24 protein-coding genes are annotated in these 24,258 nt (G+C 67.7%); 12 read left to right on the top strand and 12 right to left on the bottom strand.

All coding sequences use genetic code 11. The annotated features are described in order from the left end of the window. Nucleotides 1–11: 11 nt before the first annotated feature. Nucleotides 12–260: a hypothetical protein gene (locus AC5YGJ_RS14450; protein ID WP_006475755.1), complete on the bottom strand. Its 249-nt coding sequence runs from the start codon at nucleotides 258–260 to the stop codon at nucleotides 12–14. A gap of 183 nt (nucleotides 261–443) precedes the next feature. Between AC5YGJ_RS14450 and AC5YGJ_RS14445 the strand changes: the two genes are divergently transcribed. Further along, complete coding sequence (locus tag AC5YGJ_RS14445; RefSeq protein ID WP_057497881.1) at nucleotides 444–908, top strand: hypothetical protein; 465 nt, start codon at nucleotides 444–446, stop codon at nucleotides 906–908. 92 nt (nucleotides 909–1,000) lie between these two features. Here the strand turns inward: AC5YGJ_RS14445 and AC5YGJ_RS14440 are convergent, their stop codons facing one another. From AC5YGJ_RS14440 to AC5YGJ_RS14425, 4 genes are all read right to left on the bottom strand, one after another. Continuing rightward, nucleotides 1,001–2,800: a DUF885 domain-containing protein gene (locus tag AC5YGJ_RS14440; protein WP_496186921.1), complete on the bottom strand. Its 1,800-nt coding sequence runs from the start codon at nucleotides 2,798–2,800 to the stop codon at nucleotides 1,001–1,003. Nucleotides 2,801–3,009: 209 nt separating this feature from the next. Then, entirely contained in the window at nucleotides 3,010–3,525 is a 516-nt protein-coding gene (locus tag AC5YGJ_RS14435) for a cytochrome c oxidase assembly factor Coa1 family protein (protein ID WP_496186920.1), read from the bottom strand. A 25-nt stretch (nucleotides 3,526–3,550) separates the two neighbouring features. Continuing rightward, a complete protein-coding gene (locus tag AC5YGJ_RS14430; RefSeq protein WP_249842517.1) occupies nucleotides 3,551–5,776 on the bottom strand; it encodes a S9 family peptidase in 2,226 nt (741 codons plus the stop codon). Between the two features lie 162 nt (nucleotides 5,777–5,938). After that, the gene (locus AC5YGJ_RS14425; RefSeq protein WP_309339360.1) at nucleotides 5,939–6,628 is read right to left on the bottom strand and encodes a glutathione binding-like protein; all 690 of its coding nucleotides are present in this window, start codon (nucleotides 6,626–6,628) and stop codon (nucleotides 5,939–5,941) included. 112 nt (nucleotides 6,629–6,740) lie between these two features. Here AC5YGJ_RS14425 and AC5YGJ_RS14420 point away from each other — a divergent pair, with 112 nt between their 5' ends. Both AC5YGJ_RS14420 and AC5YGJ_RS14415 read left to right on the top strand, forming a co-directional pair. Further along, nucleotides 6,741–7,349 carry a TIGR00645 family protein gene (locus AC5YGJ_RS14420; RefSeq protein WP_249842515.1) on the top strand — a complete coding sequence of 203 codons (609 nt, stop codon included), beginning with the start codon at nucleotides 6,741–6,743 and terminating at the stop codon, nucleotides 7,347–7,349. A 201-nt stretch (nucleotides 7,350–7,550) separates the two neighbouring features. Then, nucleotides 7,551–8,561: an energy transducer TonB gene (locus AC5YGJ_RS14415; RefSeq protein WP_249842514.1), complete on the top strand. Its 1,011-nt coding sequence runs from the start codon at nucleotides 7,551–7,553 to the stop codon at nucleotides 8,559–8,561. Between the two features lie 83 nt (nucleotides 8,562–8,644). Here AC5YGJ_RS14415 and AC5YGJ_RS14410 read toward each other — a convergent pair whose 3' ends face one another. Next, on the bottom strand, nucleotides 8,645–8,899 hold the full coding sequence (locus AC5YGJ_RS14410; protein WP_249842513.1) for a hypothetical protein: 255 nt from the start codon (nucleotides 8,897–8,899) through the stop codon (nucleotides 8,645–8,647). A gap of 77 nt (nucleotides 8,900–8,976) precedes the next feature. On the opposite strand from AC5YGJ_RS14410, the gene AC5YGJ_RS14405 reads away from it, so the two are divergent. Beyond that, on the top strand, nucleotides 8,977–9,774 hold the full coding sequence (locus tag AC5YGJ_RS14405; RefSeq protein ID WP_496186919.1) for an AraC family transcriptional regulator: 798 nt from the start codon (nucleotides 8,977–8,979) through the stop codon (nucleotides 9,772–9,774). Between the two features lie 100 nt (nucleotides 9,775–9,874). Further along, nucleotides 9,875–10,585: an REP-associated tyrosine transposase gene (locus AC5YGJ_RS14400; RefSeq protein WP_496186918.1), complete on the top strand. Its 711-nt coding sequence runs from the start codon at nucleotides 9,875–9,877 to the stop codon at nucleotides 10,583–10,585. 24 nt (nucleotides 10,586–10,609) lie between these two features. Here the strand turns inward: AC5YGJ_RS14400 and AC5YGJ_RS14395 are convergent, their stop codons facing one another. The 4 genes from AC5YGJ_RS14395 to AC5YGJ_RS14380 all read right to left on the bottom strand — a co-directional run bounded on the left by AC5YGJ_RS14395 (nucleotide 10,610) and on the right by AC5YGJ_RS14380 (nucleotide 15,331). Continuing rightward, nucleotides 10,610–11,794 (bottom strand): ABC transporter permease, encoded by a 1,185-nt coding sequence (locus tag AC5YGJ_RS14395; protein WP_249842510.1) that lies wholly within the window; start codon nucleotides 11,792–11,794, stop codon nucleotides 10,610–10,612. Next, a complete protein-coding gene (locus tag AC5YGJ_RS14390; RefSeq protein ID WP_249842509.1) occupies nucleotides 11,791–12,537 on the bottom strand; it encodes an ABC transporter ATP-binding protein in 747 nt (248 codons plus the stop codon). The genes AC5YGJ_RS14395 and AC5YGJ_RS14390 overlap by 4 nt, the downstream gene beginning before the upstream one ends. After that, the gene (locus AC5YGJ_RS14385) at nucleotides 12,534–14,060 is read right to left on the bottom strand and encodes an alpha/beta hydrolase (protein WP_496186917.1); all 1,527 of its coding nucleotides are present in this window, start codon (nucleotides 14,058–14,060) and stop codon (nucleotides 12,534–12,536) included. The genes AC5YGJ_RS14390 and AC5YGJ_RS14385 overlap by 4 nt, the downstream gene beginning before the upstream one ends. A 68-nt stretch (nucleotides 14,061–14,128) precedes the next feature. Beyond that, nucleotides 14,129–15,331: a GGDEF domain-containing protein gene (locus tag AC5YGJ_RS14380; RefSeq protein ID WP_496186916.1), complete on the bottom strand. Its 1,203-nt coding sequence runs from the start codon at nucleotides 15,329–15,331 to the stop codon at nucleotides 14,129–14,131. Nucleotides 15,332–15,484: 153 nt separating this feature from the next. Here AC5YGJ_RS14380 and AC5YGJ_RS14375 point away from each other — a divergent pair, with 153 nt between their 5' ends. From AC5YGJ_RS14375 to AC5YGJ_RS14365, 3 genes are all read left to right on the top strand, one after another. Then, nucleotides 15,485–16,012, top strand: coding sequence for a DUF1203 domain-containing protein (locus tag AC5YGJ_RS14375; protein WP_496186915.1), 528 nt, complete (start codon nucleotides 15,485–15,487; stop codon nucleotides 16,010–16,012). A gap of 191 nt (nucleotides 16,013–16,203) precedes the next feature. Next, nucleotides 16,204–17,373, top strand: coding sequence for a lytic polysaccharide monooxygenase (locus AC5YGJ_RS14370; RefSeq protein ID WP_496186914.1), 1,170 nt, complete (start codon nucleotides 16,204–16,206; stop codon nucleotides 17,371–17,373). 175 nt (nucleotides 17,374–17,548) lie between these two features. Then, complete coding sequence (locus tag AC5YGJ_RS14365) at nucleotides 17,549–18,709, top strand: lytic polysaccharide monooxygenase (protein WP_496186913.1); 1,161 nt, start codon at nucleotides 17,549–17,551, stop codon at nucleotides 18,707–18,709. 74 nt (nucleotides 18,710–18,783) lie between these two features. On the opposite strand, the gene AC5YGJ_RS14360 is transcribed toward AC5YGJ_RS14365, so the two are convergent. Further along, the gene (locus AC5YGJ_RS14360; RefSeq protein ID WP_309338436.1) at nucleotides 18,784–19,533 is read right to left on the bottom strand and encodes a ferredoxin--NADP reductase; all 750 of its coding nucleotides are present in this window, start codon (nucleotides 19,531–19,533) and stop codon (nucleotides 18,784–18,786) included. Nucleotides 19,534–19,617: 84 nt separating this feature from the next. Here AC5YGJ_RS14360 and AC5YGJ_RS14355 point away from each other — a divergent pair, with 84 nt between their 5' ends. The 4 genes from AC5YGJ_RS14355 to AC5YGJ_RS14340 all read left to right on the top strand — a co-directional run bounded on the left by AC5YGJ_RS14355 (nucleotide 19,618) and on the right by AC5YGJ_RS14340 (nucleotide 23,335). Continuing rightward, nucleotides 19,618–20,586: an ABC transporter ATP-binding protein gene (locus tag AC5YGJ_RS14355; protein WP_249842503.1), complete on the top strand. Its 969-nt coding sequence runs from the start codon at nucleotides 19,618–19,620 to the stop codon at nucleotides 20,584–20,586. Continuing rightward, nucleotides 20,583–21,374 (top strand): ABC transporter permease, encoded by a 792-nt coding sequence (locus AC5YGJ_RS14350; protein ID WP_107232578.1) that lies wholly within the window; start codon nucleotides 20,583–20,585, stop codon nucleotides 21,372–21,374. The genes AC5YGJ_RS14355 and AC5YGJ_RS14350 overlap by 4 nt, the downstream gene beginning before the upstream one ends. Before the next feature lie 141 nt (nucleotides 21,375–21,515). Beyond that, nucleotides 21,516–22,454 carry a 2-dehydropantoate 2-reductase gene (gene panE / locus AC5YGJ_RS14345; RefSeq protein ID WP_496186912.1) on the top strand — a complete coding sequence of 313 codons (939 nt, stop codon included), beginning with the start codon at nucleotides 21,516–21,518 and terminating at the stop codon, nucleotides 22,452–22,454. Beyond that, entirely contained in the window at nucleotides 22,451–23,335 is an 885-nt protein-coding gene (locus AC5YGJ_RS14340; RefSeq protein WP_496186911.1) for an NAD-dependent epimerase/dehydratase family protein, read from the top strand. The genes panE and AC5YGJ_RS14340 overlap by 4 nt, the downstream gene beginning before the upstream one ends. 74 nt (nucleotides 23,336–23,409) lie before the next feature. Here AC5YGJ_RS14340 and AC5YGJ_RS14335 read toward each other — a convergent pair whose 3' ends face one another. Then, nucleotides 23,410–24,207 carry a TatD family hydrolase gene (locus tag AC5YGJ_RS14335; RefSeq protein WP_496186910.1) on the bottom strand — a complete coding sequence of 266 codons (798 nt, stop codon included), beginning with the start codon at nucleotides 24,205–24,207 and terminating at the stop codon, nucleotides 23,410–23,412. Between the last annotated feature and the right edge of the window lie 51 nt (nucleotides 24,208–24,258).

Raw genomic sequence — 24,258 nt, 5'->3', positions numbered from 1 at the left:
CGCCAGCGGGTTCAGATCACGCCGCCGCCCAAGCCCAGGCGCAGGATGCCAACCACCACCACGATGCCGTTCAGCACCAGCCCGGCCCAGGCCCGGCCACGCTTGCTGGGGTGGGTGAACAGGATGCCCAGCGCGGCGATCACCGCGCCAACGGCGGCAAACGGGATCAGGAACCAGTTGCCCCAGCCCAGCAGCGGAATCAGTGCCAGGATCATCCACAGCAGCGCCAGCACACCCCACAACAGACTGATCACACCCATGCCGCCCTCCTGCAGTTGGTTCCTGGCCCCACCATAATCGTTCCCGGGGCCGCCGCCTACTGTCGTTGGCAGGGCTGTCACCGGCACCGTGCTAGCGTCTGGGCTGCCTGCCCACGGGCGGGTGTTGGCGCCGATTCAGAGTGGCCCGCCGATGATCGCAACCAGTCCTACAGGGGTCGTGCCATGAACATCCGTTGGGCCGCGGTGGCGGCCATCCTGCTGGTCAGCGCCGGCTGCGCCAGTACTTCCAAGGTGATGCTGGGCCGCGCCCGGGCACCGATCGATCCGGCGCTGGTGCAGATCTATTCGACGCCACCGGCCGGCTCCCAGGAGATTGCCCAGCTGGAGTCGGCCTCGGCGGTCGGCTTCGGCACGCAGGGCCAGACCGATGCCGCGGTGGCACGCCTGAAGCGTGAAGCGGCGGCACTGGGCGCCAATGGCGTGGTGCTGATGGGGGTAGGCAGCAGCGGCTCGCCAGTCGGCATGTCGGTGGGTGCCGGCACCTTCGGTTCGCATGTCGGCGGTGGCGTCGGCATTGGCATTCCGACCACGCAGAAGCGTGCGGCCGGCGTGGCGATCTGGGTGCCGAACCCGGCACCGCCGGCGCGATTGCCGACACAGGTGATCACCCCGCAACCGCAACGCTGACGCGATTCGGTAGTGCCGGCCGCTGGCCGGCAACCTCGGGAATTCCTGCGCAAAGGGAATGCCGGCCAGCGGCCGGCACTACCCGGTGATGCTCAGCGCTTGTACTTCGGCACGAACACCTTGTTGACCGCGTCGGCCAGCTGGTCCGGCGGCAGCAGGCCCTGGTCGAGCAGGAAGTTGTTGAACGCCAGGCGGTCGAACTTCGCGCCCAGTGCCAGCTCGGTCTGCATGCGCAGTTCCAGGATGCGGGTGTAGCCGTAGAAGTAGCTGCCGGCCTGGCCCGGCATGCGCACCATGTAGCGGTCCAGTTCCTGGGTGGCCATCGCCTTGGACAAACCCACCTGCTCCATCAGCACGCGCTCGCCGTTGGCACGGTCGGTCAGGCCAAGGTTGAGCATCGGGTCGAGCATTGCGCGCGCTGCACGCAGCAGGCGGAACTGCAGGGCGATCATCTGCCCGTCCAGCGGCTCGTAGGGCACCATCTCGGCTTCGGCATACAGCGCCCAGCCTTCTACGTTCACCGAATTGAACGCGAACATGGTGCGCGCCAGCGACACCCCACGCTCGACCATCGCGGTGAACTGCAGCTCGTGGCCGGGGCGGCCTTCATGCGCACTCAGGGTCCAGGCGGCCGAACCGAAGTTGAAATCGTCGTACTGTGCGCCCGGGCCGGCGGCCGGGTTGCCCAGCGGCAGCACGAAGGTGCCCTGCTGCCCGGTGTTGTTGACCAGCGGCGCCGGCAGGAAGTGCGGGGCCGGGCTGGCCGCGCTCTCGGCCGCCGAACCCAGGCGCATCTGCATGGCGCGCTTGGGGACATCGACGATGGCGTGCTCGCGGATCAGCGGATCGATCGCATCGATCACCTTGCGGTAGTGGCCTTCCAGCTGGTCGTCGGCGATCTTGTCGGCCTTCAGCGCGCGGATCACCGCCACCGGGTCGCTCGGGTCGGCCACCTTCAGGCCCTTGTCCTTCACCACCAGCGGCGCCAGCTGCTGCATCGCCGAGCGGGTTTCCATGAACTCCAGCTGCGCGCGCTGCATCAGCAGCTTCGGGTCGATGTCGATGCCTACCTGCTTGAGCTGGTAGGCGTACAGCGGCGCCGGCAAGCGTGCATCGGTGCGCGCCTTGGGCAGCACGTCCTTGCGCGTCCACGCCGCGTAGTCCTTCATCTGCCCGGCCAGCGTCTTCATCGCTTCATCGGCACCGGCGATCTGGTACTTCTTCAGCAGCGACTCGATGCCGCTGATGTAGGTCTCGACGTTGTCCAGCGACTGCTGCACTTCGATCTTCGTCGGCTGCAGCAGGCTGCTGTCCTTCAGCCGCTCCTCGTAGCGCTGGCGTGCCAGCGTGGTGAAGGCGGTGCCGCCCGGCTGCAGGCCGGCATAGGCCTTGAGACGATCGATCGCCTTGGCCCGGCGCTCGGCTGGCACCTGGTCGGACAGCAGCAGGTTGAGGCCGCTGAACACCGTCTGCGGTGCGTCGGTCCACGGCAGCAGATACTTCTCGTTGAGCTCGCTGCCTTCGATGTTCTGGCTGGCGGCATGGATCATGATCTCCAGGTCCTGGCGGACGTTGGGATCCTTCTCGGTGGCCAGCTTCGCCTTCAGTTCGTCGCGCGCCTTGGCCATCGCCGCGCGGTAGCGCTTGTCGTTGTCGGGACCGAGATCGGCCACCTTGTCGTCATAGCCAGGCACACCGAAGAAGCCGGTTTCCTCTGGCTGGAACGGGCCCTGGGCATCGAGCAGGATCTGCGCCAGTGCATTGCTGCGGGCCACCCAGGCCGGGCTGGCCGGCGTGGCGGCCTTGGCGGTGGGTGCGGCCAGCGCCGGCGGGGCGGACAGCAGCGGGGCGGCGGTCAGGGCCAGGGCAACGGCCAGCGCGATCGGCTTCATGGTGCACTCCAGGACAGGGTTGCCCGCACCCTACGCGCTCAGGGCGATGGCGACAATCTGCGGGAAGTCATGGCGACCGGGCTGTGCGGCCGGCTCCGCGGAAACCTGCCGGGGAAGAGTCGACTGTCAGTCGACTATCGCGCGCAGCGCGGGGTTCTTCGGGGGTTTTGGAGAGCAGTCGATGCCCCTCCCTCGCCTGCCCTTGGAGGTCACAGCGCCGCGGCAAGTGGGCATTCACCGCGATCACGGCATTCCTGCAGCGCGCACTCGTCCGCCGCTTCATTGTCATCCAGCGCGCTCAGGTCGAAGGTCTGCTTGTTCTCGCCCAGCACGTACATCACCGGGTAATCCCATACGTCATCGCGGCGGCTGCCCTGCACGAACAACCGGCCGTGCGCGCGGGAGCCCTGCAGGGCCACGGTCAGGCCGACGTCGCGCTGGCCGTCGATCGCGGTCTGCATGCTGCCCAGCGGCATCGATCCGGTACGCAGGGGTTCGCCGAACGCTTCCACCAGTTCGACACTGCAGCCGGCGCGCCGCAACGCCTCGCGCATCGGCGGGCTCTCGCGTGCCGCCTCGCTCCAGCGCAGCACGCTCCAGGCCACGATGCCGCCGGCCACGCCCAACACCATCACGACGGTCAGGGGCATCGCCCAGCGCCAGTGCCGGCTCCACCATCCGGCGGGTCGGGTGCAGTGACTGGGAATGGGCGGTGGCAGGGTCATTGGCGGGCTCCTTCCCGGCTGTGGATCAGGGTTTCAGGCAACGCCCCAGGAAGGCTTCGGCCACGCGGTAACGATGCAGGGCATCGGCGCCGGACAGGCCATGCTTGGCACCCGGGTAGGTCATCAGCTCGAACGGCTGGCCGCGCTTCTGCAGCGCGCTCATCAGGCTGGTCGAGTTGGTGAACAGCACGTTGTCATCGGCCATGCCGTGGATCAGCAGCAGCGGCGAGCGCAGGCCGTCGATGTGGGTCAGCACGCGCGCCTCGCGGTAACCGGCTTCATTGCGCGCCGGCAGATCCATGTAGCGTTCGGTGTAGTGGCTGTCGTACAGGCCCCAGTCGGTGACCGGGGCGCCGGCCACGCCGCAGGCGTAGCTGTCGGAGGCCTTGGCCAGCAGCATCAGGGTCATGTAACCGCCGTTGGACCAGCCCTGCACGCCGATGCGCGCCGGGTCCACCCACGGCTGCTGCTTCAGCCAGGCCACGCCGCGCAGCTGGTCGGTCACTTCCACCGTGCCCTGCCTGCCGTACAGCGCGCCACCGAAGTCGCGGCCACGGCGCGGGGTGCCACGGTTGTCCAGCGAGAACACCACGTAGCCCTGCTGGGCCAGGTACTGGTTGAACAGGTGATCGCCGCGGCCGGGCCAGCTGTCGGTGACGGTCTGGCTGGCCGGACCGCCATACACGTACACCGCCACCGGGTAGCGCTTGGACGGATCGAAACCGGCCGGCTTGATCAGGCTGTAATTGAGCGGGGTCTTGCCGTCGGCTGCGGTGAGCGTGCCGAACTCGACCGGGCGCTGTGCATCGCGGTAGCGCGCATACGGATGCTTGGGATCGGCCAGGTCGTTCTCGACCAGGGTGGCGATCTTCTCGCCGTTGGCGCGGAACAGTTCGATCTGCGGCGGCGTGCTGCTGTTGGACCAGCTGTCGACATAGACGCTGGCGTTGCGCGCGAAGCTGGCGCTGTGCATGCCCGGCGCCTTCGACAGGCGCTGCGGCTGGCCGCCCTGCAGCGACACCGCGTAGATCTGGCTTTCGCGCGAGCTGTCGATGCCGGCACGGAAGTAGGCCTTGCCGGCCTTCTCATCGACCGCCAGCAGTTCGTCCACCGGCCAGTTGCCCTGGGTCAGCGCGATGGTCTTGCCTGCGCTGTCGATGCGGTACAGATGCTGGAAACCGGTGCGCTCGGACGACCACAGCACGCTGCCGTCCTGCAGGAAACGCAGGCTGTTGTGCAGCGGCACCCAGGTCGGGCTGGTCTCGTGGGCGAGCACGCGCTGGCGGTTGGAATCGAGCGCCACTTCCACCAGGTCCAGCTGCTTCTGGTCACGCGACTGGCGCTGGAAGCTCAGGTGCCGGGCATCGCGCCAGTCGACGCGGGCCAGGTAGATGTCCTGTTCCTTGCCCAGGTCGACCCAGCGCGGCTGCGCGTCGGCGGCCGGTGCGATCACGCCCAGCTGCACGCGCACGTTGGCATCGCCGGCGGCCGGATAGCGCTGTTCGATCACATCGGTGCGGTCGGCGTAGACCTCGTAGCGTTTCTGCACCGGCACCGGCGCTTCGTCGATGCGGGCAAAGGCAATGGCCGAATCATCCGGCGCCCACCAGTAACCGGTGTGGCGGTCCATTTCCTCGTCGGCGACGAACTCGGCCACGCCGTTGCCGATGGTGCTGCTGCCGTCGCCGGTCAGCTGCAGCTGCTTGCCGCTGGCCAGATCGATCACCCACAGGTTGCGGCCGCGGATGAAGCTGACGAAGCCGCCCTTCGGCGACAGCTTGGCGTCGGTGGCAAAGCCTTCGCCGTGGGTCAGCTGGCGCACGGCCGCGGCACCCTGCTGCTTGAGGTCGTACAGGTACAGCTCGCCACCCAGCGGGAACAGAAGACGCTGCGCGTCCGGCGACCACTGGTAATCGACGATGCCGGTCATCGCGGCGATGCGCTGGCGCTCGCGGCGGGCCTTCTCTTCGTCGCTGAGGGTCTCGGTGCCCGGCAGCACAACCTTGGAATCGACCAGCAGGCGGGTCTGGCCGCTGCCGATGTCGTAGCTCCACAGGTCCAGCTGGTTGCGGTCGCTGTCCTTGCCGCGCAGGAAGCTGACCTGCGAACCGTCTGGTGCCACCTTGGGCTTCATCAGGGTCGGGCCGGACAGCGGCAGCGGGCCGGTGATGGCTTCCAGGGTCAGCTTTTCAGCGTGGGCAGCGGTTGTGGTGGCGAGCATGAGGGCGAGCGAAGCGAACAGGTGGCGCATGGAGGATCCCGGCAAACGGCAGGTCCGCCCCCGCGTCGGGCGCGGAGCGGTCATCCCCCATCCTAACCAAGCCTGTGCGGGAAGGCAGCATGACCTTCTGCCCATGGCCCGGTGCTGGAGTCAGAGCCCTTTGCGCTGCAAAGGGATCCGACCCCGGGGCGGTCAACGCTGGCCGAACAGGTGCTTGCGTTCTTCGTCGCTGAGCGGCTTGCCGGCGTTGGGGTTCACCTGCTGGCGCAGGGCGTAGGCCCGCTGGGTGGCCGGGCGCGCGGCAATCGCCTCGTGCCAGCGCTTGAGGTTGGGGAAGGCGGCGAAATCGACCGGAATCCTGTCGTAGGCGCCGATCCACGGGTAGCTGGCCATGTCAGCGATGGTGTATTCCTCGCCGGCCAGGAACGCATGCTGGGCCAGGCGCTTGTCCATCACCCCGTGCAGGCGGCGTACTTCGTTGTCGTAGCGCTCGATCGCGTACGGGATCTTCTCCGGTGCGTACACGTGGAAGTGGCCCATCTGGCCACTCATCGGGCCCAGCCCGGCCATCTGCCAGAACAGCCATTCCAGCGTGGTGACGCGGCCACGCGCGTCGCTGGGCAGGAAGCGGCCGGTCTTCTCGGCCAGGTACAGCAGGATCGCGCCGGATTCGAACACGCTCTGCGGTGCGCCGCCATCGGCCGGAGCGTGGTCGACGATCGCCGGCATCTTGTTGTTGGGCGAGATGGCCAGGAATTCAGGCTTGAACTGCTCGCCCGAGCCGATGTTGACCGGATGGATGCGGTACTCCAGGCCGGCTTCCTCCAGCAGCAGGGTCACTTTGTGGCCGTTCGGGGTGGGCCAGTAATACAGGTCGATCATGGCAGCGGCTCGGGGTACGGAAGGGAACCTGAAGTCTAGTGCGTGAGTTGGGTTGGCACCGTCATGGCGGGCCAGTAACCTCGCCACTCCCCCGCAACGCAGCATCCCCCGCATGAGTGCAAACCGTCCGCCGCTCTCCCCCCTGTCGACCCTGATCTTCGCCTCGCGCTGGCTGCAGCTGCCGCTGTACCTGGGCCTGATCGTGGCGCAATGCGTCTATGTCTACCTGTTCGGCAAGGAACTGTGGCACCTGATCTCGCACTCGCCGTCGATGGGCGAGCAACAGATCATGCTGATCGTGCTGGGCCTGATCGACGTGGTGATGATCTCCAACCTGCTGGTGATGGTGATCGTCGGTGGCTACGAGACCTTCGTCTCGCGCCTGCGTCTGGAAGGCCACCCGGACCAGCCGGAATGGCTGAGCCACGTCAATGCCAGCGTGCTGAAGGTGAAGCTGGCGATGGCGATCATCGGCATCTCCTCGATCCACCTGCTGAAGACCTTCATCGCCAGTGGCGGGCTGGGTGCCATGCCGTTCTGCACGCCGGACCGCATGGCGCTGGCCGCCGAGAACATCGCCGCGGCGCAGTGCACCAACCTGACCCCGGACGGTGTGCTGTGGCAGACCATCATCCACTGCGTGTTCATCCTGTCGGCGATCGGCATCGCCTGGACCGACAAGCTGATGTCCAACAGCCACAGCAAGCCGCACGACCACTGACCTCGTTGCCGGCAGCGGCATGACGCCGCTGCCCCATCCCGGCCATCGCCCCTTGTACGCGGCGGTGGCCGGGATGCTAGATTGCACCCTCGCCGTTGCCGGCGGTGGCGTCGGGAAACGTCACCCTGCCGCGCCCGGACCGCAGGTCCCGGCCATGCGTATCAATGATTTACGTCACGTCGTCTTCTAGAGGGGAGCAGGATGTCGCACGTCTCAACGATCACCGCCGCGCGCCGGTGGCTGCCGGTTGCCCTGGCACTGGCGCTGGCCGCCTGCTCGGGCAAGGAAGAAACACCCGCACCGGCGCCGGGCGCCGCCCCGGCGGCCACGGCACCGGCCGCCCCGGCGGTCGCGGCCAAGGTGCAGTCGATGGGTACCGAACAGCTGCGTGAATCGGCCAGCCAGGCCCTGCGCGAGAACCGCATGTATGCCCCGGCCGGCGACAACGCCATCGAGTACTACCTCGCCCTGCGCGACAAGACGCCGGACGATGCGTCGGTGAAGAGCGCACTGACCGATCTGCTGCCCTACACCCTCATCGCCGCCGAACAGCACCTGGGCCGCGAGGATTTCACCGAAGCGCAGCGGCTGGTGGCACTGATCGAGAAAGTGGATGCGTCCGCGCCGGCACTGCCGCGGCTGAAGGATGGCCTGGCCAAGGGCGTGCAGAACGCCGCCAAGCGCACCGAGGCCGAAGCCGAGAAGGCGAAGAAGGACGCCGAGGACCGCAGCAAGCAGCAGACCGAGCAGCAGCGCCTGGCCGAGCAGCGTGCCAAGGAAGCCGACGCCGCCAAGCAGATCGCCGCGCAGCAGGATGCCACGCGCCGCGACAACGAGCGCCAGGAGGCCGAGCGCCAGGCCGCCGCCCGTCGCGAGGCCGAGCAGAAGCAGCAGCAGGCCGCTGCCCAGCAGGCCAGTGCGGCACGCCAGGCCGCCGCACCGGCCGCCGCTGCCGCACCCAACCTGCGCCCGGTCAGCACACCGGCGCCGCGCTATCCGGCCGAGGCGCTGCGTGCGGGTACTTCCGGCGAGGTGCTGGTGGAAATCACGGTCGGCACGGACGGTTCGGTGATCAACGCCCGCGTGCTGCGTGCAACCCCGTCGCGCGTGTTTGATCGCGAGGCGCTGAACGCGGTGAAGCGCTGGCGCTTCGAGCCGGTCGGCGCGCCGGTCACCACCCGCCGCACGCTGGTATTCGCACCGGGCGGCTGACCACAGAAAAGGGGACGGAGGGGATCAAGTCGCTTCCGCCCCGCCCTGACACCAAGGCCCGGCATGCCCGGGCCTTGTGCGTTTCAGGCCGCCGCGTCGATCAGCCGCTGCAGCGCAGGGTCGCGCGCGGCCAGGATCTGGAACAGGCCCAGCGCGTGCAGGCCGGGCAGCAGTGCACGCAGGTCGGCCTCGGCAGTGGCGCGGGTGGCAGCGGAACTGGCCGGATCCTGCCAGTGGCGGACGCTGGCCAGGAAGGCACCGACGCTGCCTTTGCGCACGGTGAGGCCGTTCACCTGCACCTCGTTCTGATGGTCGGGGAGGATATCCTGTGGCCGCATGAGGGTGCTCCTGTGAGATTGGGCGCCCAGTGTGGCGCTCGCGCGCGGGCGTTTCTGCCGTATAACTGCCAACCAATATGGCAGATCAGACACCAGTGCGCTTGATCGACCCGGCTTTGGCGAACACCGAAGGCGGCCCCAGCGTGCTCGCTTCCCAGCTGCGCGTGCCCGGACGACGCCGCACCGCGCGCCACCAGCATGTGCGCGGCCAGTTGCTGGGCGCCCACCGCGGCCTGCTGCGGATCGAGGCCGGCGACCTGCACTGGCTGCTGCCGGCGGGGCACGTCGCCTGGATTCCGCCCTCGCTGCCCCACGCACTGGTGGGCGCGGACGGGTTCGATGGCTGGAGCCTGTACTTCAGCGCTGCGGCCTGCATGGAACTGCCCACGACACCGCGCATTTTCCAGCCCAGCACGCTGTTGCAGGCCGCGACGATGCGGGCGCTGCAATGGCAGCAACGGGCACTGGACGCGGCGCAGGAACGCCTGGCCGGCGTGATCGCCGATGAGATCACTGCCAGCACACCGCTACCGCTTGCCCTGCCGCAACCGCGCGACCGACGCCTGCGGCGGATCGCCGCCGCACTGGCGCGCACCCCGCACGACAACCGCAGCATCGAGGACTGGTCCGCCAGCGGCGGGCTGTCCAGCCGCAGCCTTGCCCGCCATTGGCTGGCCGAGACCGGTATGACGCTGAGCCAGTGGCGGCAGCGACTTCGCGTGCTGCTGGCGTTGCCACACCTGCTGATGGGTGAGTCGGTGATCCGTGTTGCGCTGTCGCTGGGCTACGACACGCCCAGCGCCTTCATCGCCGTGTTCAAGCGTGAGATGGGGGTAACGCCGGCGCGGTATGGAAAAGGGGACGGAGGGGATTAAGTCGCTTCTGCCCGGCCCCACAGCCTCGCGCGGCAACCTCTGATGGCCTTGCCTGCGATGGTCACGGCACGCTGGGACTCCCTTGCAAACGCGGATTCCCATGCCCAGACAAGCGCGCCTGATGTTGGCCGGCTACGCCTATCACGTGACCCAGCGCGGAGTGAACAGAGGTGCAATCTTCGTCGACGATATCGACCGGCAGCTGTTCCTGCACCTGCTGCGCAGTGCATTCGACAAGTACCACGTAGCGCTGCATGCATATGTACTGATGGGCAACCACATCCATCTTCTGGCCACGCCAACGACGCCGCTGGGGCTGGCCAACGCCATGCGCGTGCAGGGCAACAACTACGTGCAGGCCTTCAACCAGCGGCATGGACGCAGCGGCCCGCTCTGGCAGGGCCGCTTTCATTCCTCGATGATCGATACCGATGCCTATCTTCTCAGTGTGTACCGCTACATCGAACGCAACCCGGTCCGGGCCGGCATGGTCACCGCTGCGGAAGATCATCCGTGGTCCAGCGCTCAGGGCCATCTGAACCAGCGCGATGATCCTCTGCTGACGCCGCACCCCGCCTTCCTGGCGATTTCGCCCGACACCGAACGCAGAGCCGCACTGTATGCGCAGTTCCTGCGTGATACGGGCGCGTCTGCCGACGTGCCTGCCATCCGTGCCCATAGCAGCAGGCAACGACCGTTGGGGGACGCAGCCTTCCTGCAGAGGGTGGAAGAGACCCTTGGGCGATCCGTGGTGATGCGGGCCAGGGGACGTCCTCGAAAAACGGGGACGGAAGAGGCAAAAACGACTTAATCCCCTCCGTCCCCTTTTTCGCGCTTAGCCGGAGATCGCCAGGCGCTCGTTGTGGTAGCGGCGCACGGCCGCGAACCACAGCAGCGCGGCCAGGCCCAGGCTGGCGCCGAGGTAGATCGCCCACACCGATGGGGTGATCATCTCGTGGCGGATCACCTTCAGCAGCATCTGGTTCTGCGACAGGAACGGCACTGCGTACTGCCACAGCTCGCTCTTCAGCGGATACGCCACCAGCGCGTAGCCCGGCAGCATCGGCAGCAGCATCAACCAGGTCATGTGGCTCTGCGCTTCCTTCATGCTCTTGGCGGCGGCCGAGAGAAAGGTCAGCAGCGAGGTACCGATCAGCAGCATCGGCAGCATCACCAGCAGCATCTGCAGCATCGAGCCGATGTTCATGTTGAACTGGCGGCCGACATTGCCCGGTGCGATCTGCGCGCTCACCTTGAATGCCACCAGGGTCAACAGCAGCGAAATGAAGCCAACCACGCAGGCCGCCGCGATCTTGCCGCTGACGATCGCGCTGCGCGAGCCGGGCGTGGCCAGCAACGGCTCCAGTGACTGCCGCTCACGCTCACCGGCGGTGGCATCCATCACCAGATAGGCGCCGCCGATGAACGAGGTCAGGGTCAGCAGCACCGGCAGCAGCATCGACAGGATCATGCCGCGCTTGGCTTCGGCACTGGCCATATCCTGGCGTGCCACATCCAGTGGGCGTGCCACCTGCGCGTCGATGCCACGCGACATCAGCCGCAGCGCGCCCACCTGGCCGTTGTAGGTGGCCAGGGCAGCTTCCAGACGCGCACTGGGAACTTCAGCGGCGCGACGGGTGCTGTCCTTGATCACCTCCACCAGTGCCGGCTTGCCATCGGCCCAGTTGCTGCCGAAGTCATCGCTGATGCGCAACGCGACGTCGATGTCCTGGCTGCGGATCGCCTCTGCCAGTTCCTTCGGTGCCGGGGTGGCATTGAGGCCCTGCGCAGCAAGGAAGCGCACCAGGTTGGGCGCGTTCTCCGCACCGATGGTGGGAATCTGCAACGGTTGTTCGATCTGCGTGCGCACCCGGCTTTCGGCCAGCTTGCCCATGCCCAGCAGCAGTACCGGGTACAGCAGCGGCCCGAACAGCAGGGTCAACAGCAAAGTGCGGCGATCGCGCGACAGATCGCGCAGTTCCTTGCGCATCACCGTCATCAGGGTCGACATCATGCTCATGCGTGCAGGCCCTCTTCGCTGCCGATCAGTGTCACGAATGCATCTTCCAGATTGGGCTCGCCGGCCTGCGCGCGCAGTTCATCGGCACTGCCGGCGGCCATCACCGTGCCCTTGGCGATGATCACGATGTGGTCGCACAGCGCCCCGACCTCCTGCATGATGTGGCTGGACAGGATCACGCAGCGGCCTTCCTCGCGCAGCCCCAGCAGGAAGCGGCGCAGTGCGCGGGTGGTCATCACGTCCAGGCCGTTGGTCGGTTCATCCAGGATGACATTGCGCGGATCATGCACCAGCGCGCGCGCGATCGCGGTCTTGGTGCGCTGGCCCTGCGAGAAGCCATCGGTCTGCCGGTCGAGGATGTCGCCCATGTCCAGTGCATGGGACAGCACCTCGATGCGTTCGCGGATCATCTGCGCGGACAGGCCGTGCAGTTCGCCGAAGTAGGCGATGTTCTCGCGTGCGGTCAAGCGCTTGTAGACGCCACGCGCATCGGGCAGCACGCCGAGGTGGCGGCGCACTTCCACTGGGTCGCGCGCAGCGTCGATGCCATCGACGGTGATGCTGCCCTGGTCGGGGGTCATCAGCGTGTAGAGCATGCGCATGGTGGTGGTCTTGCCGGCGCCGTTGGGGCCAAGCAGGCCGGTGATGCGGCCATCCTCGGCGCGGAAGCCGACGTTGGACACCGCCTGGATGCGCCCGCTGCGGGTGTCGAAGGCCTTGTGCAGGTTGTCGGCGACGATCATGGTTCCCATCCGTTGAACGAGGTGAACGCCGGCACGTAGCTCAGCGTGTCCAGGCAGCTGGCGTCGAGCGCCTTGGCATCGGTCTTGTCGATGAACTGGCCGAGCAGGCGCGGCATGCAGCCGGCAGCCAGGGTGCCGTGGCCCTGACCGCGGGCCACCAGCGCGCGGCCGTTGGGCAGGCCCTTGAGGACCTGTTCGGCGTAGCGCGGCGGGGTAACCGGATCCAGCTCACCGGACAACAGCAGCGCCGGTACCTCACTGCGCAAGGGATCGGCATTGGCCGGCGCAGCAGGCTGGTGCGGCCATACCGGGCAGGCGGCGAAGAACGCACTGGCCACTTCATTGCCGAACAGGCGGTCTGGGTTCGCAGGCGGTGCGCGGTAGCGCGGTGCATCCTCGCTGCAGATCACCGACCATTGCATGCCGCGGTTGATCTGGAAATCCATGCTGCGGTTGGCACCGCGCGCCAGCGATGCCAGCGGTGCATAGCGACCCTGTGCGGCTTCATCCAGCACCAGCGGCAGCAGCGAGGAGAACTGCGCCACGTAGGAGAAGGCGAACGCCAGGCCCACCACGCTGTCCGGGCTCAGCACGTCCTGGCGTGGCGCGTTGGTGCCCGGGTCGCGATAGTCGACGGTTACCGGTGCACGGCGCAGGGTTGCAACCACGCTGCGCAGCTGGGCAGCGGTATCGACCGGGAAACGCTTGCTGCACGCCGCATTCTTGCGGCACTGCGCTGCCTGTAGCGTGATCGCGTCTTCGAAAGTGTTGGCGAAATCTCCGCCGACCACCAGCTCATTGGGCACCACGCCGTCGATGACGATGCTGCGGGTGTGCTGCGGGTAGGCGCCGGCATAGCGCTGGGCCACCCGGGTACCGTAGGAGCCGCCGACCAGGTTGAGCTGGTCCACGCCCAATGCCTGGCGTACCGCGTCCAGGTCGGCGATCGCCTCGCTGGTGGTGTAGAAGCGCGCGTCGGCGCGTCCCTTCAGCGATGCGGCGCAGCGCTGGGCGTAGTCGCGCAGCAGGGCCTCGCTGGGAGCGGCCTCCTCGTCGATGGGCAGCGGCTTGCCGTCCGCGCCCAGGCAGGTCAGGGGATTGGAGCCGCCGGTACCGCGCTGGTCGATCAGGAAGATGTCGCGCTGCTTGCGGACCTGGCGCAGCGCGGTGTCGACGATGACCGCCACTTCGCTGGCGGCCTGGCCGGGGCCGCCGGCAAGGAAGAACACCGGATCGGCTTGGCTGGCGCCATTGTCGCCCGACTCCAGCCAGGCGATGCGCAGGTCGATGCGGCGACCGTCAGGCCGGGCGCGGTCTTCGGGCACCTGCAACGTGGTGCATTGGGCCGCGACGTTGGCGCTGGCGCCTTCGCTGGACAGCGTGCAGGGCTGGAATGCCAGCGTGCCGTAGCGGCGGCTGGGTGCATCGGCACCGCCCCCGGCATTGCCCGAGGGTGATGGACTGCAGCCGGCCAGCATCAGGCTGGCCAGCATGGTGGCCAGTGCGAGGTGGTGTCTTTGCATCGTGCTCGTTTCCCCTGGAGGACGTTCCTGCCGACCACGACGGGCTGCCGCGGAAGATGTGACCCAACTTACACGGGCACGGCGTCGGCGGCGATGGGCAAAGACGAAACCGTCTCCGGGGCTGCACAGACCAGGCGGTCGCGTCCCTCGGCCTTGGCACGGTAGAGGGCGACGTCGGCAGCCGCCAGCAACAGCCCCAGTTCGCCCTGCCCGGCGTCCACGGCCAGGCCGACGCTGGCGGTGACGGCCACCGGCCCCTGGGCCAGGGACGCCGGCCACTGCTGCAGGCGCACACGGATCATCGCGGCCAGTTCCACCGCTTCGCGCTGCGAGCTGCCTGCCAGCACCAGCACGAACTCCTCGCCACCGTAGCGCCCCAGCAGGTGGTCGCGTCCGCGCAGGCACTGCTGCAGCACATGGGCAAAGTGGCGCAGCACCTCGTCGCCGGCCGGATGGCCCCAGCGGTCGTTGATCATCTTGAAGTGGTCCACGTCGATCAGCAGCAGCACCAACGATCGTCGCTGGCGGCGCAACTGCTGCAACCGGGCCTGGCCATCGGCCAGCACCGCACTGCGGTTGAGCAGGCCGGTCAGTCCATCGGTACGCGCGGCGTGGCGCAGATCGACCAGCATGCGTTCAACCAGCAGCAGCACCATGGCGAAACAGCGCGCCAGCTCCAGCATCACGCCGGCCAGATAGGTGGCGAACATCGGTGATCCGGTGCGCATGATGTCCTCACCGGCGTCAGGCGCAACCGGCAGCCACAGGCGAACCACATACAGCGCGGCCTCGGCCAGGAACACCGCCGCGGCCAGCCGGCAGCTGGTGCGCTGCTGCGGCGGCGCGTAGCGCAGCAGCAGCACGGCAATCCAGCCGTTGACCAGCACCGCGAACACACTGAACGCCTGCAGGCGGATGCCCAGGTCGGGCCACATCACCAGGAACGCGAAGACGCAGGCCATGAACGTGGCCGCCAGCAGCAGCGGCCGCCACAGCGGCAACGGTCGCTCGAGATGCAGGGCCACGCCCCGCAGCATCATCAGGCCGCAGGCCGCCATTGCCGCGTTGCCGGCCAGCACCGCAGGCACCAGCGGCAGATACGGGCGCAATGCCAGCAGGGTCACCCCCAGCGTCATCAGCCACAGGCTGATCGTCCATTGGCGCAGCACCGGTTGCCCTCGCAGCACCAGCAGCAGCAGCGAAAACCCCATCGCAATGCCGATGCAGAGCAGGAAGCCAAGCACGGTGATGGTAGGGAAATGCAGGGACATTCGCCGCTCGTCGGCAGGGGCGCCGCGCGCATCTTAGCGCCTTGCGGCCACCGGCTGAGGCTTCGGCCCCGGGCTGTGGAATGCAAGGTCGGAAAACGGCGAGCACCGTGCGCACACCGCAGCGCAGAATGCGGCGCACACAAGGAGACCGGCATGCACATGTGGTACCTCGGTGGCATCGACCACCGCCCGTTCCTGCACCTGTTCGAGAAGAGCGACACGGCGTTGGCCGCACTGGGCATCCAGCGCCGCTGGGCCGGCGCGCACGGCGGCCACCCCTGCCGGGTGGGACTGAGCGATCCGCCGCCGGGCAGCGAGCTGCTCCTGCTCTCGCATGTCCATCTGCCGCTGCACTCGCCCTATCACGCGTCCGGCCCGATCTTCGTACAGCGCGGGGCGACCCGATGCGTGCTGCCGCCTGGCGAAGTACCGCCCTATGTGCAGCGCCGGATGATCTCGCTGCGTGCCTACGATCACGCCGCGCTGATGCGGGAGGCGCAGATCGCCGCAGGCAGCGAGGTCGGTGCGCAGCTGGATCGGCTGTTTGCCGATCCGGCAGTGGCCTTCGTCCAGCTGCACAACGCGGCCCACGGATGTTTCTCGTGCCAGGCCGATCGGGTCGCTGTGGCATCCCCGCCGCGTGACCTTCATGACGTGATCGATGGCACGCCGGTCACGTGATCGCCCGCGCATCCGTTCAGCCCCACGTGAAGCCCGCGGGAAGGGCTTCACATGCGCAGTCACGGATCGGCATCTTCGCGGTTCCGCCGCTCGCATCGCGACTCGATACTCGCGGAGGTGCCGCCGAAAGTCCGCCGTGCAGCGCAGCTCCTGCGGTCACCGTTCCCTTTCGACGACCACAAGGATGCGCCATGTCATTCCGATCCAAACCGCTGCTGCTGGCCACCGCGTTCGCCGCCGCCGGCCTGGGCCTGGCCGGCACTGCGGCCGCCCACGGCACCATGACCACGCCGGTCAGCCGCGTCTACGCCTGCTTCCAGGGCAATCCCGAGAATCCGACCAATCCGGCCTGTGCCGCCGCCAAGGCGATCGGCGGCTCACAGGCGTTCTACGACTGGAACGGCATCAACCAGGCCAACGCCAACGGCAATCATCAGGCGGTGGTACCCGATGGCAAGCTGTGCAGCGGCAACAACCCGACCTTCCGCGGCCTGGACGTGGACCGCAGCGACTGGCAGACCACGCCGATCCAGCCCGATGCGAATGGCAGGTTCACCTTCGTGTTCAAGGCCACCGCGCCGCACGCGACCCGCGACTGGCGCTTCTTCGTCACCCGCGAGGGCTGGCAGCCGGGCAGCCCGCTGCGCTGGGCCGACCTGCAGGAATTCTGCACGCTGGGCAACACGCCGCTGTCGGCCGATGGCACCTACAAGCTGCAGTGCACGCTGCCGCAGCGCACCGGCCAGCACGTGATCTACAACACCTGGCAGCGCTCGGATTCGACCGAAGCGTTCTACACCTGCATGGACGTGCGCTTCCAGGGCGGCGGTGGTACGACACCGGCGCCGCAATGGCAGGATGCCGGCCCGGTGACCGCACGCGGCGAGCTGCCGGTCGGCACCACCCTGGCCCTGCGCGTGTTCAACGCCAACGGCAATGACGTCGAACGCGTGGAGGCCACGCTGGCCAGTGGCCAGACCGCGGCCGCGCAGTGGCCGCTGGTGCTGGCGCGCAAGGTCAATGCCAGCGCGCAGCACGCACGGATGGGCGTGCTTGCCAATGGCGTGATCACGCCGTCGGCCTCGGCCACCGCCAACCGCGTGTACCTGAAGGACGGCAACCGCTTCCAGCTCGACACCAAGGTGCCGGACCCGGGCACGCCGTCGCCGGGCGGTGATTTCGACCATGTGTACCCGGCGGGCATCGGCAGCTATGTGCCGGGCCAGACCGTGGTGAAGGGCAGCGACGGCAAGCTGTACGCCTGCCGCCCGTTCCCGGAAGGCGCGTGGTGCAACGTCAATGCCGAGGCGTATCGGCCGGGTACCGGTTCTGCCTGGCGGGATGCCTGGATCGCGTACTGATTGCACGACCGGGAGGCGATGCGACTGCATCGCCTCCCACCGGCAGGAATGCAAAGTGGGCACGCACGCACAGATGCAATTGCGTGACCACGAATTTCGTACAGATCCGATGGTCATCCTCGGCTCGGATGGGAAGACTCCTGCAGGCAGTCCCACCCTTGCAGAGGAGATCACCATGCACCTGTCCCATCGGGCCGCGCTCGCGCTGTCCGTCATTGCGGGCCTGGCCCTGTCCGGCAGCGCCTTCGCCCACGGCACCATGTCCAAGCCCCTCAGCCGCGTGAAGCAGTGCCATGAAGGCAACCCGGAAAGTCCGACCAACCCGGCCTGCGCTGCGGCCAAGGCGATCGGCGGCGCACAGCCGTTCTACGACTGGAATGGCATCAACCAAGCCCATGCCAATGGCAACCATCAGGCCGTGGTTCCGGATGGCCAGTTGTGCAGCGGCGGCAACAGCAAGTTCCGCGGTCTCGACCTGAACCGCAACGACTGGCCGACCTCGCCGATCCGCGCCGATGCGCGCGGCCGTTACACCTTTGAATTCCTGGCACCGGCGCCGCACGCCACCCGCGAATGGAAGTTCTACGTCACCCGCGATGGCTGGAAGGCCAGCGACGGGTTGCGCTGGTCAGACCTGGAGGCGTTCTGCACGCTGGGCAACACGCCGCTGTCCGAGGGCGGTGTCTACAAGCTGGACTGCCCGCTGCCCAAGCGCAGCGGCCAGCACATCATCTACAACACCTGGCAGCGCTCGGATTCGGGTGAAGCCTTCTACACCTGCATGGACGTGCGCTTCGAAGGCGGTGATGGCGTCGAACCGCCGCCGCAGTGGCAGGATGCGGGCGCGGTCACCGCACGCGGGGCGCTGGAGGTCGGGTCGACCGTGACCCTGCGCGTGTTCAACGCCAACGGCAACGACCTGGAACGCCCGGAAACCGTCCTGGCCGCCGGCCAGACCGCTCCGGCACAGTGGCCGCTGGCGCTGGCACGCAAGGTCAACGGCAGTGCCCAGCATGCCCGCGTAGGCGTGATGAGAAACGGCGTGATCACGCCGGTGGCGTCGGCTACCGAGAACCGTGTCTACCTCAAGCCGGGCAATCGCTTCGAGCTGGAAACCCGCAATCCGGGCCCGGTCGATCCGCCGCCCGGCGACTACGACTTCGTGTACCCGGCCGGTCTCGGCAGCTACATCCCCGGCCAGACCGTGGTGAAGGGCACCGACGGCAAGCTGTACGCCTGCCGCCCGTTCCCGGAAGGCGCCTGGTGCAACATCAATGCCGACGCCTATCGCCCGGGCACCGGATTCGCCTGGCGGGATGCCTGGATCGCGTACTGAGGCAGGTTCCGGGGGCGGCATGAAGCCGCCTCCGGTTCATCGGGTTGCCGGCCAGCGGCCGGCACTACCCGGATCTATTTGCTGCTGACGTACTTCTCGCGGCGGATCTGCGGGTTGCCCAGGCCGGCAGCCTTCAGCAGCTCGGCGCAGGCATCGACCATGTCCGGGTTGCCGCACAGGTAGGCGATGTCGGTGGCCGGGTCCGGGGTGAAGCCGGCCAGTGCCTGCTGCACGTAGCCGTGCTGCACGTCCGGATGCGGATCGGCCGGCAGTTCGCGCGACAGGCACGGAACATAACGGAAGTTCGGATGCTTTTCGGCGAATCTGTAGAAATCTTCGCTGTACAGCAGCTCGCCCGGGCTGCGTGCGCCCTGCAGCAGCACGATCTGCACGCCGCGCTCGGCCATGGCCGTTTCCAGCAGCGGCAGCATCGAGCGGTACGGGGTGACGCCGGTGCCGGTGGCGATCAGCAGGTAGCGGGCGTTGTGGTCGCCGGGGTTCAGGCAGAACCGGCCATACGGGCCGGACGCGCTGACCTGGCCGCCGTGCTCCAGCGCTTCGAACAAGGCCGTGGCGGCGCCGCCGGGCACGAAGCTGACCGCGATATCCACCGCCTCGCCCGGGCCCAGCGCATGGTCGTGGATGGTTGCCAGCGAGTAGCTGCGCTTGGTTTCGGTGCCGTCGGCGTAGCTGAAATGGACCTGGATGAACTGGCCCGGCTGGAAATCCAGCGGCTGTCCGTCGTCACGCACGAACTGGTAGTGGCCGACGGTCGGGGCCAGCATGCGGCGGCCGACCAGCTTGAGGGGGAATTGAACAGGCACGACTTTTCGGGACAGTGTGTAGCCGGGGCAAGCCCTCGGGGTCTTCTATAATAGCCCCTCCCCGCCCCTCTCCAGCGCCAGCCCATGGGCGCGAAGGCTTCGAGCTTGGCATCCCTGAACGATATGGCGCCCGCCCTGCGCGTGCGCGACCTGCGCAAGACCTACGACAACGGCACCCAGGCCCTGAAGGGGGTCTCCCTGGAAGTGGCCCCGGGCGATTTCTTCGCCCTGCTCGGCCCCAACGGCGCCGGCAAGTCGACCCTGATCGGCATCATCAGCTCCCTGGTCAACCTCAGCCAGGGCCAGGTGGAAGTGTTCGGCAGCGACCTGGTGCGCAACCGCAGCGCCACCATGCGCCTGATCGGGCTGGTGCCGCAGGAGATCAACTTCAACCTGTTCGAAAAGCCCTTCGACATCCTGGTGAACTACGCCGGCTTCTACGGCGTGCCGCGCGAGGAGGCCGAGCAGCGCGCCGAAGAAGAGCTCAAGCGCGCGCACCTGTGGGAAAAGGCGCAGGTCATGAGCCGCACCCTGTCCGGCGGCATGAAGCGCCGGCTGATGATCGCCCGCGCGATGATGACCCGCCCGCGCCTGCTGATCCTGGACGAACCGACTGCCGGCGTGGACATCGAGATCCGCCGTGACATGTGGCGGGTGCTGAAGGAGATCAATGCGGCCGGCACCACCATCATCCTCACCACGCACTATCTGGAAGAGGCCGAGTACCTGTGCCGGCACCTGGCGATCATCAACCACGGCCAGATCGTCGAGCAGGGGCCGATGCGCACCCTGCTGGCCAAGCTGGATGTGGAAGGCTTCCTGCTGGACATCGACGGTGAGCTGCCGGCGCAGCTGCCGGTGATCGAGGGCGCGACCCTGACCGCACCGGACCCGCACACGCTGGACATCGACATGCCGCGCGCGATGGACCTCAACCGCGTGTTCGCCACGCTGAACGAGGCCGGCATCCGCGTGCGTTCGATGCGTACCAAGAGCAATCGCCTGGAGGAGCTGTTCGTGCGCCTCACCGGCAACCTGGAGACCTCCGCATGAGCACCACCGAGCTGACCGACGGCCAGCGCAACCGCGTCGCACTGATGACCATCGTGCGCCGCGAAGTCGCCCGCATCATGCGCATCTGGGGCCAGACCCTGGTGCCGCCGGCGATCACCATGACCCTGTACTTCCTGATCTTCGGCGGCCTGATCGGTTCGCGCGTAGGTGACATGGGCGGTTACAGCTACATGCAGTTCATCGTGCCGGGCCTGGTGATGATGAGCGTGATCCAGAACAGCTACGGCAACATCAGCTCTTCGTTCTTCGGCGCAAAGTTCGGCCGCCATGTGGAAGAGCTGCTGGTCAGCCCGATGCCGAACTGGGTGATCCTGTGGGGCTACGTGGCCGGCGCGGTGCTGCGCGGCCTGATGGTGGGCGTGATCGTGCTGATCATCGCCATGTTCTTCACCCCGGTGCGCATCCCGCACCCGCTGGTGACGCTGAGCACGGTGCTGCTGGGTGCGACGATCTTCTCGCTGGCCGGCTTCATCAACGCGGTGTACGCCAAGAAGTTCGACGACGTGGCGATCGTGCCGACCTTCATCCTGACCCCGTTGACCTACCTGGGCGGCGTGTTCTATTCGGTGAAGCTGCTGCCGACCTGGGCCGAGGCCGCCACCCATGCCAACCCGATCTTCTACATGGTCAACGCGTTCCGCTATGGCCTGCTGGGCAGCAGTGATGTGCCGCTGTGGGTGGCCTACGCGCTGATGATCGGTTTCGTGGTGGTGCTGACTGCGGTGGCGCTGTGGCTGCTGCGCCGTGGCGTGGGCATGCGCAGCTGAGCCCTGCCATGGTCGTGCCGGCCGCTGATGAAGCGCAGGAGACCGTTGCCCTGTAGAGCCGAGCCCATGCTCGGCTCTTTTTCGCCTGCAATCTCCGGCACAATCGCAGTTCTGATTCCCCCAGAACACGGTGAACGTGCAATGCGCATCCTGATCCTCGGCGCCGGCGGTACCGGCGGTTACTTCGGTGGTCGCCTGGCCCAGGCCGGCGTCGATGTCACCTTCCTGGTGCGCCCGGCACGCGCTGCACAGCTCGGCCGCGATGGTCTGGTCATCCGCAGCCCGATCGGCGATGCCCGCTTCCCGGTGCAGCACGTCACCGCCGACGCCCTGCCCGCGCTCGCTGCAGAAAAGCCCTTCGATCTGGTCATCCTCAGCTGCAAGGCCTATGACCTGGACAGCTCGATTGACGCCATCGCCCCGGCCGTGGGTGCAGGTACCACCGTGCTGCCCATCCTCAATGGCCTGCATCACTACAACGCACTGGATGCGCGCTTCGGTCGTGAGGCGGTGCTGGGCGGCCTGTGCTTCATCAGCGCCACCAAGGCCGCTGATGGCGCCGTGCTGCACCTGGGCAAGCCGGCCAAGCTCACCTTCGGCGAGCGCGATGGCGGCGCGATCTCCGCACGCGTGCGCGGCTTTGCCGCCGCCTGCGCGCAGGCCGATCTTGATCACCTGGCCAGCGAACGCATCGGCCAGGAGCAGTGGATCAAGTACACCTTCCTGACTGCACTGGCAGCTGCCACCTGCCTGCTGCGTGCGGACATCGGCACCATCGTCGCCACCGATGATGGCCAGGCCATCGTGCGCGGCCTGTACGACGAATGCCTGGCGGTGGCCGAAGCAGCCGGCGAACCGATTCCCGACAGCGCGCAGGACATCGCGCGCGGCACCTTGACCCAGGCAGGATCTGCGCTGAAGGCCTCGATGCTGCGTGACCTGGAAGCCGGCCTGCAGGTGGAGGCCGAGCAGATCGTCGGCGACATGCTGGCGCGTGCGCGCAAGGCCGACCAGGAAGGCCTGTTGCTGCAGGTCGCCTACAGCAGCCTGCAGGCCTACCAGGCCCAGCGCGGCGGGTGAGCCAGTCGTTGCGGGCCGGCGCGCTGCCGGCGCGGGTGCTGATCCTCGGCCTGGGCTGGAGCGGACGCGTGCTGGCCACGCAGCTGCAGGCACGCGGCGTGCAGGTGGCGGGAACAGTACGCGATCCGGCAGCGGCGCCCGATGATGGCCTGCGTCGGCACCGATTGCAGGCAGACGCCGCGCCTTCGCCGGCCCTGCTCGATGAGATCGAACACGCCGAGGCCGTACTGTGCAGCGTGCCGCCGGATGCCGAGGGTGATCCGGCGCTGCGTAGGCTGCTGCCGGCGCTGCAGGCCAGCCCCGCACTACGCTGGGTCGGTTACCTGTCATCGACCTCGGTGTACGCCGACCGCGCCGGCGGTTGGATCGACGAAACCAGCGTGGCCGATGCCACCGAGACCGCCGGTGTGCAGCGCCAGCTGGCGGAAGCACAGTGGCGTGCACTGGCCGGACAACGCGGCATCGCCTCGGCGGTGTTCCGACTGCCCGGCCTGTACGGACCGGGTCGCAATGCGCTGGTGCAGTTGGCGCAGGGGCGTGCACGCCACGTGGTGCGGCCAGGGCTGGTGTTCAACCGGCTGCATGTGCAGGATCTTGCCGCGGTGATCATCGCCGCGATGCAGCGACCCATCACGCAAGGGTTGTACCTGCCCAGTGACGACGAACCTGCGCCGCCGCAGGAGGTGCTGGCCTTCGCCGCGCAGTTGGGTGGCTTTGTGATGCCGCCTCCAGTGGCGTGGGACGACCCGGGGCTGAGCCCAGCCCTGCGGCGCTTCTACGAGAGCAACAAGCGCATCGACAGCCGTGGCACGCGTGCGGCGCTGGGCTGGCAACCGCGCTTCCCGAGTTACCGCGAAGGCCTGCGCGACCTGCTCCGGTAGTGCCGGCCGCTGGCCGGCAATCGCGTGATGATTGCGGCGTTCACGCTGTTGCCGGCCAGCGGCCGGCACTACCATCAACCGGCGTTGGGCAGCCGGAAGAACGTGCGCGTGGCCGCCGTGGCATTGGCCGCGGTCACCGCCACGTCCTCGCCACGGTCGCGCGCCAGTTCCTCGACGATGTGCGACAGGAACATCGGTTCATTGCGGCGGTCCTTCGGCATCGGCTTCAGCGTGCGCGGCAGCAGGTACGGCGCGTCGGTCTCGATCATCAGGCGGTTGGCCGGGATGTTCTTCACCAGTTCGCGCAGGTGCGCGCCACGGCGCTCGTCACACAGCCAGCCGGTGATACCGATGTACCAGTCCTGGTCCAGGTAGTCGAACAGTTCGTCGCGTTCACCGGTGAAGCAGTGCACCACCGCCGGGCCCAGACGGCCCTCGAAGTTCTTCATCTGCGCCATGAAGTCGGCATGCGCGTCGCGCTGGTGCAGGAACAGCGGCTTTCCATTCTCGGCCGCCAGCTGCAGCTGGCGCTCGAACGCGCGGTGCTGGGCCGGGCGCGGCGAGAAATCGCGGAAGTAATCCAGCCCGCACTCACCCACCGCCACCACTTCCGGATGCGCGTGCAGCGCGCGCATTTCGGCATCGCATTCCTCGGTGTATTCCACCGCATGATGCGGGTGCACGCCGGCGGTGGCATACAGGAAGCCCGGATGCTGTTGCGCCAGCTGCAGGGCCAGCGGCGAGTGCTCGCGGCTGGCGCCGGTGATGACCATCTGCACCACGCCGGCCTGGCGCGCGCGGTCCAGCACGGCGTCACGGTCGCGGTCGAAGGAATCGTGGGTCAGGTTGGCGCCGATATCGATCAGGTGCATGGTCATCGCGGGGGAAAAGTGCCTGCGCATTGTACCTGTGCCCGCCGTGGC

The organism is Stenotrophomonas sp. CS3K5 (assembly GCF_059515225.1).
The sequence above is the reverse complement of the archived record's forward strand: the minus strand, read 5'-3'. Positions and strand labels throughout refer to the sequence as shown.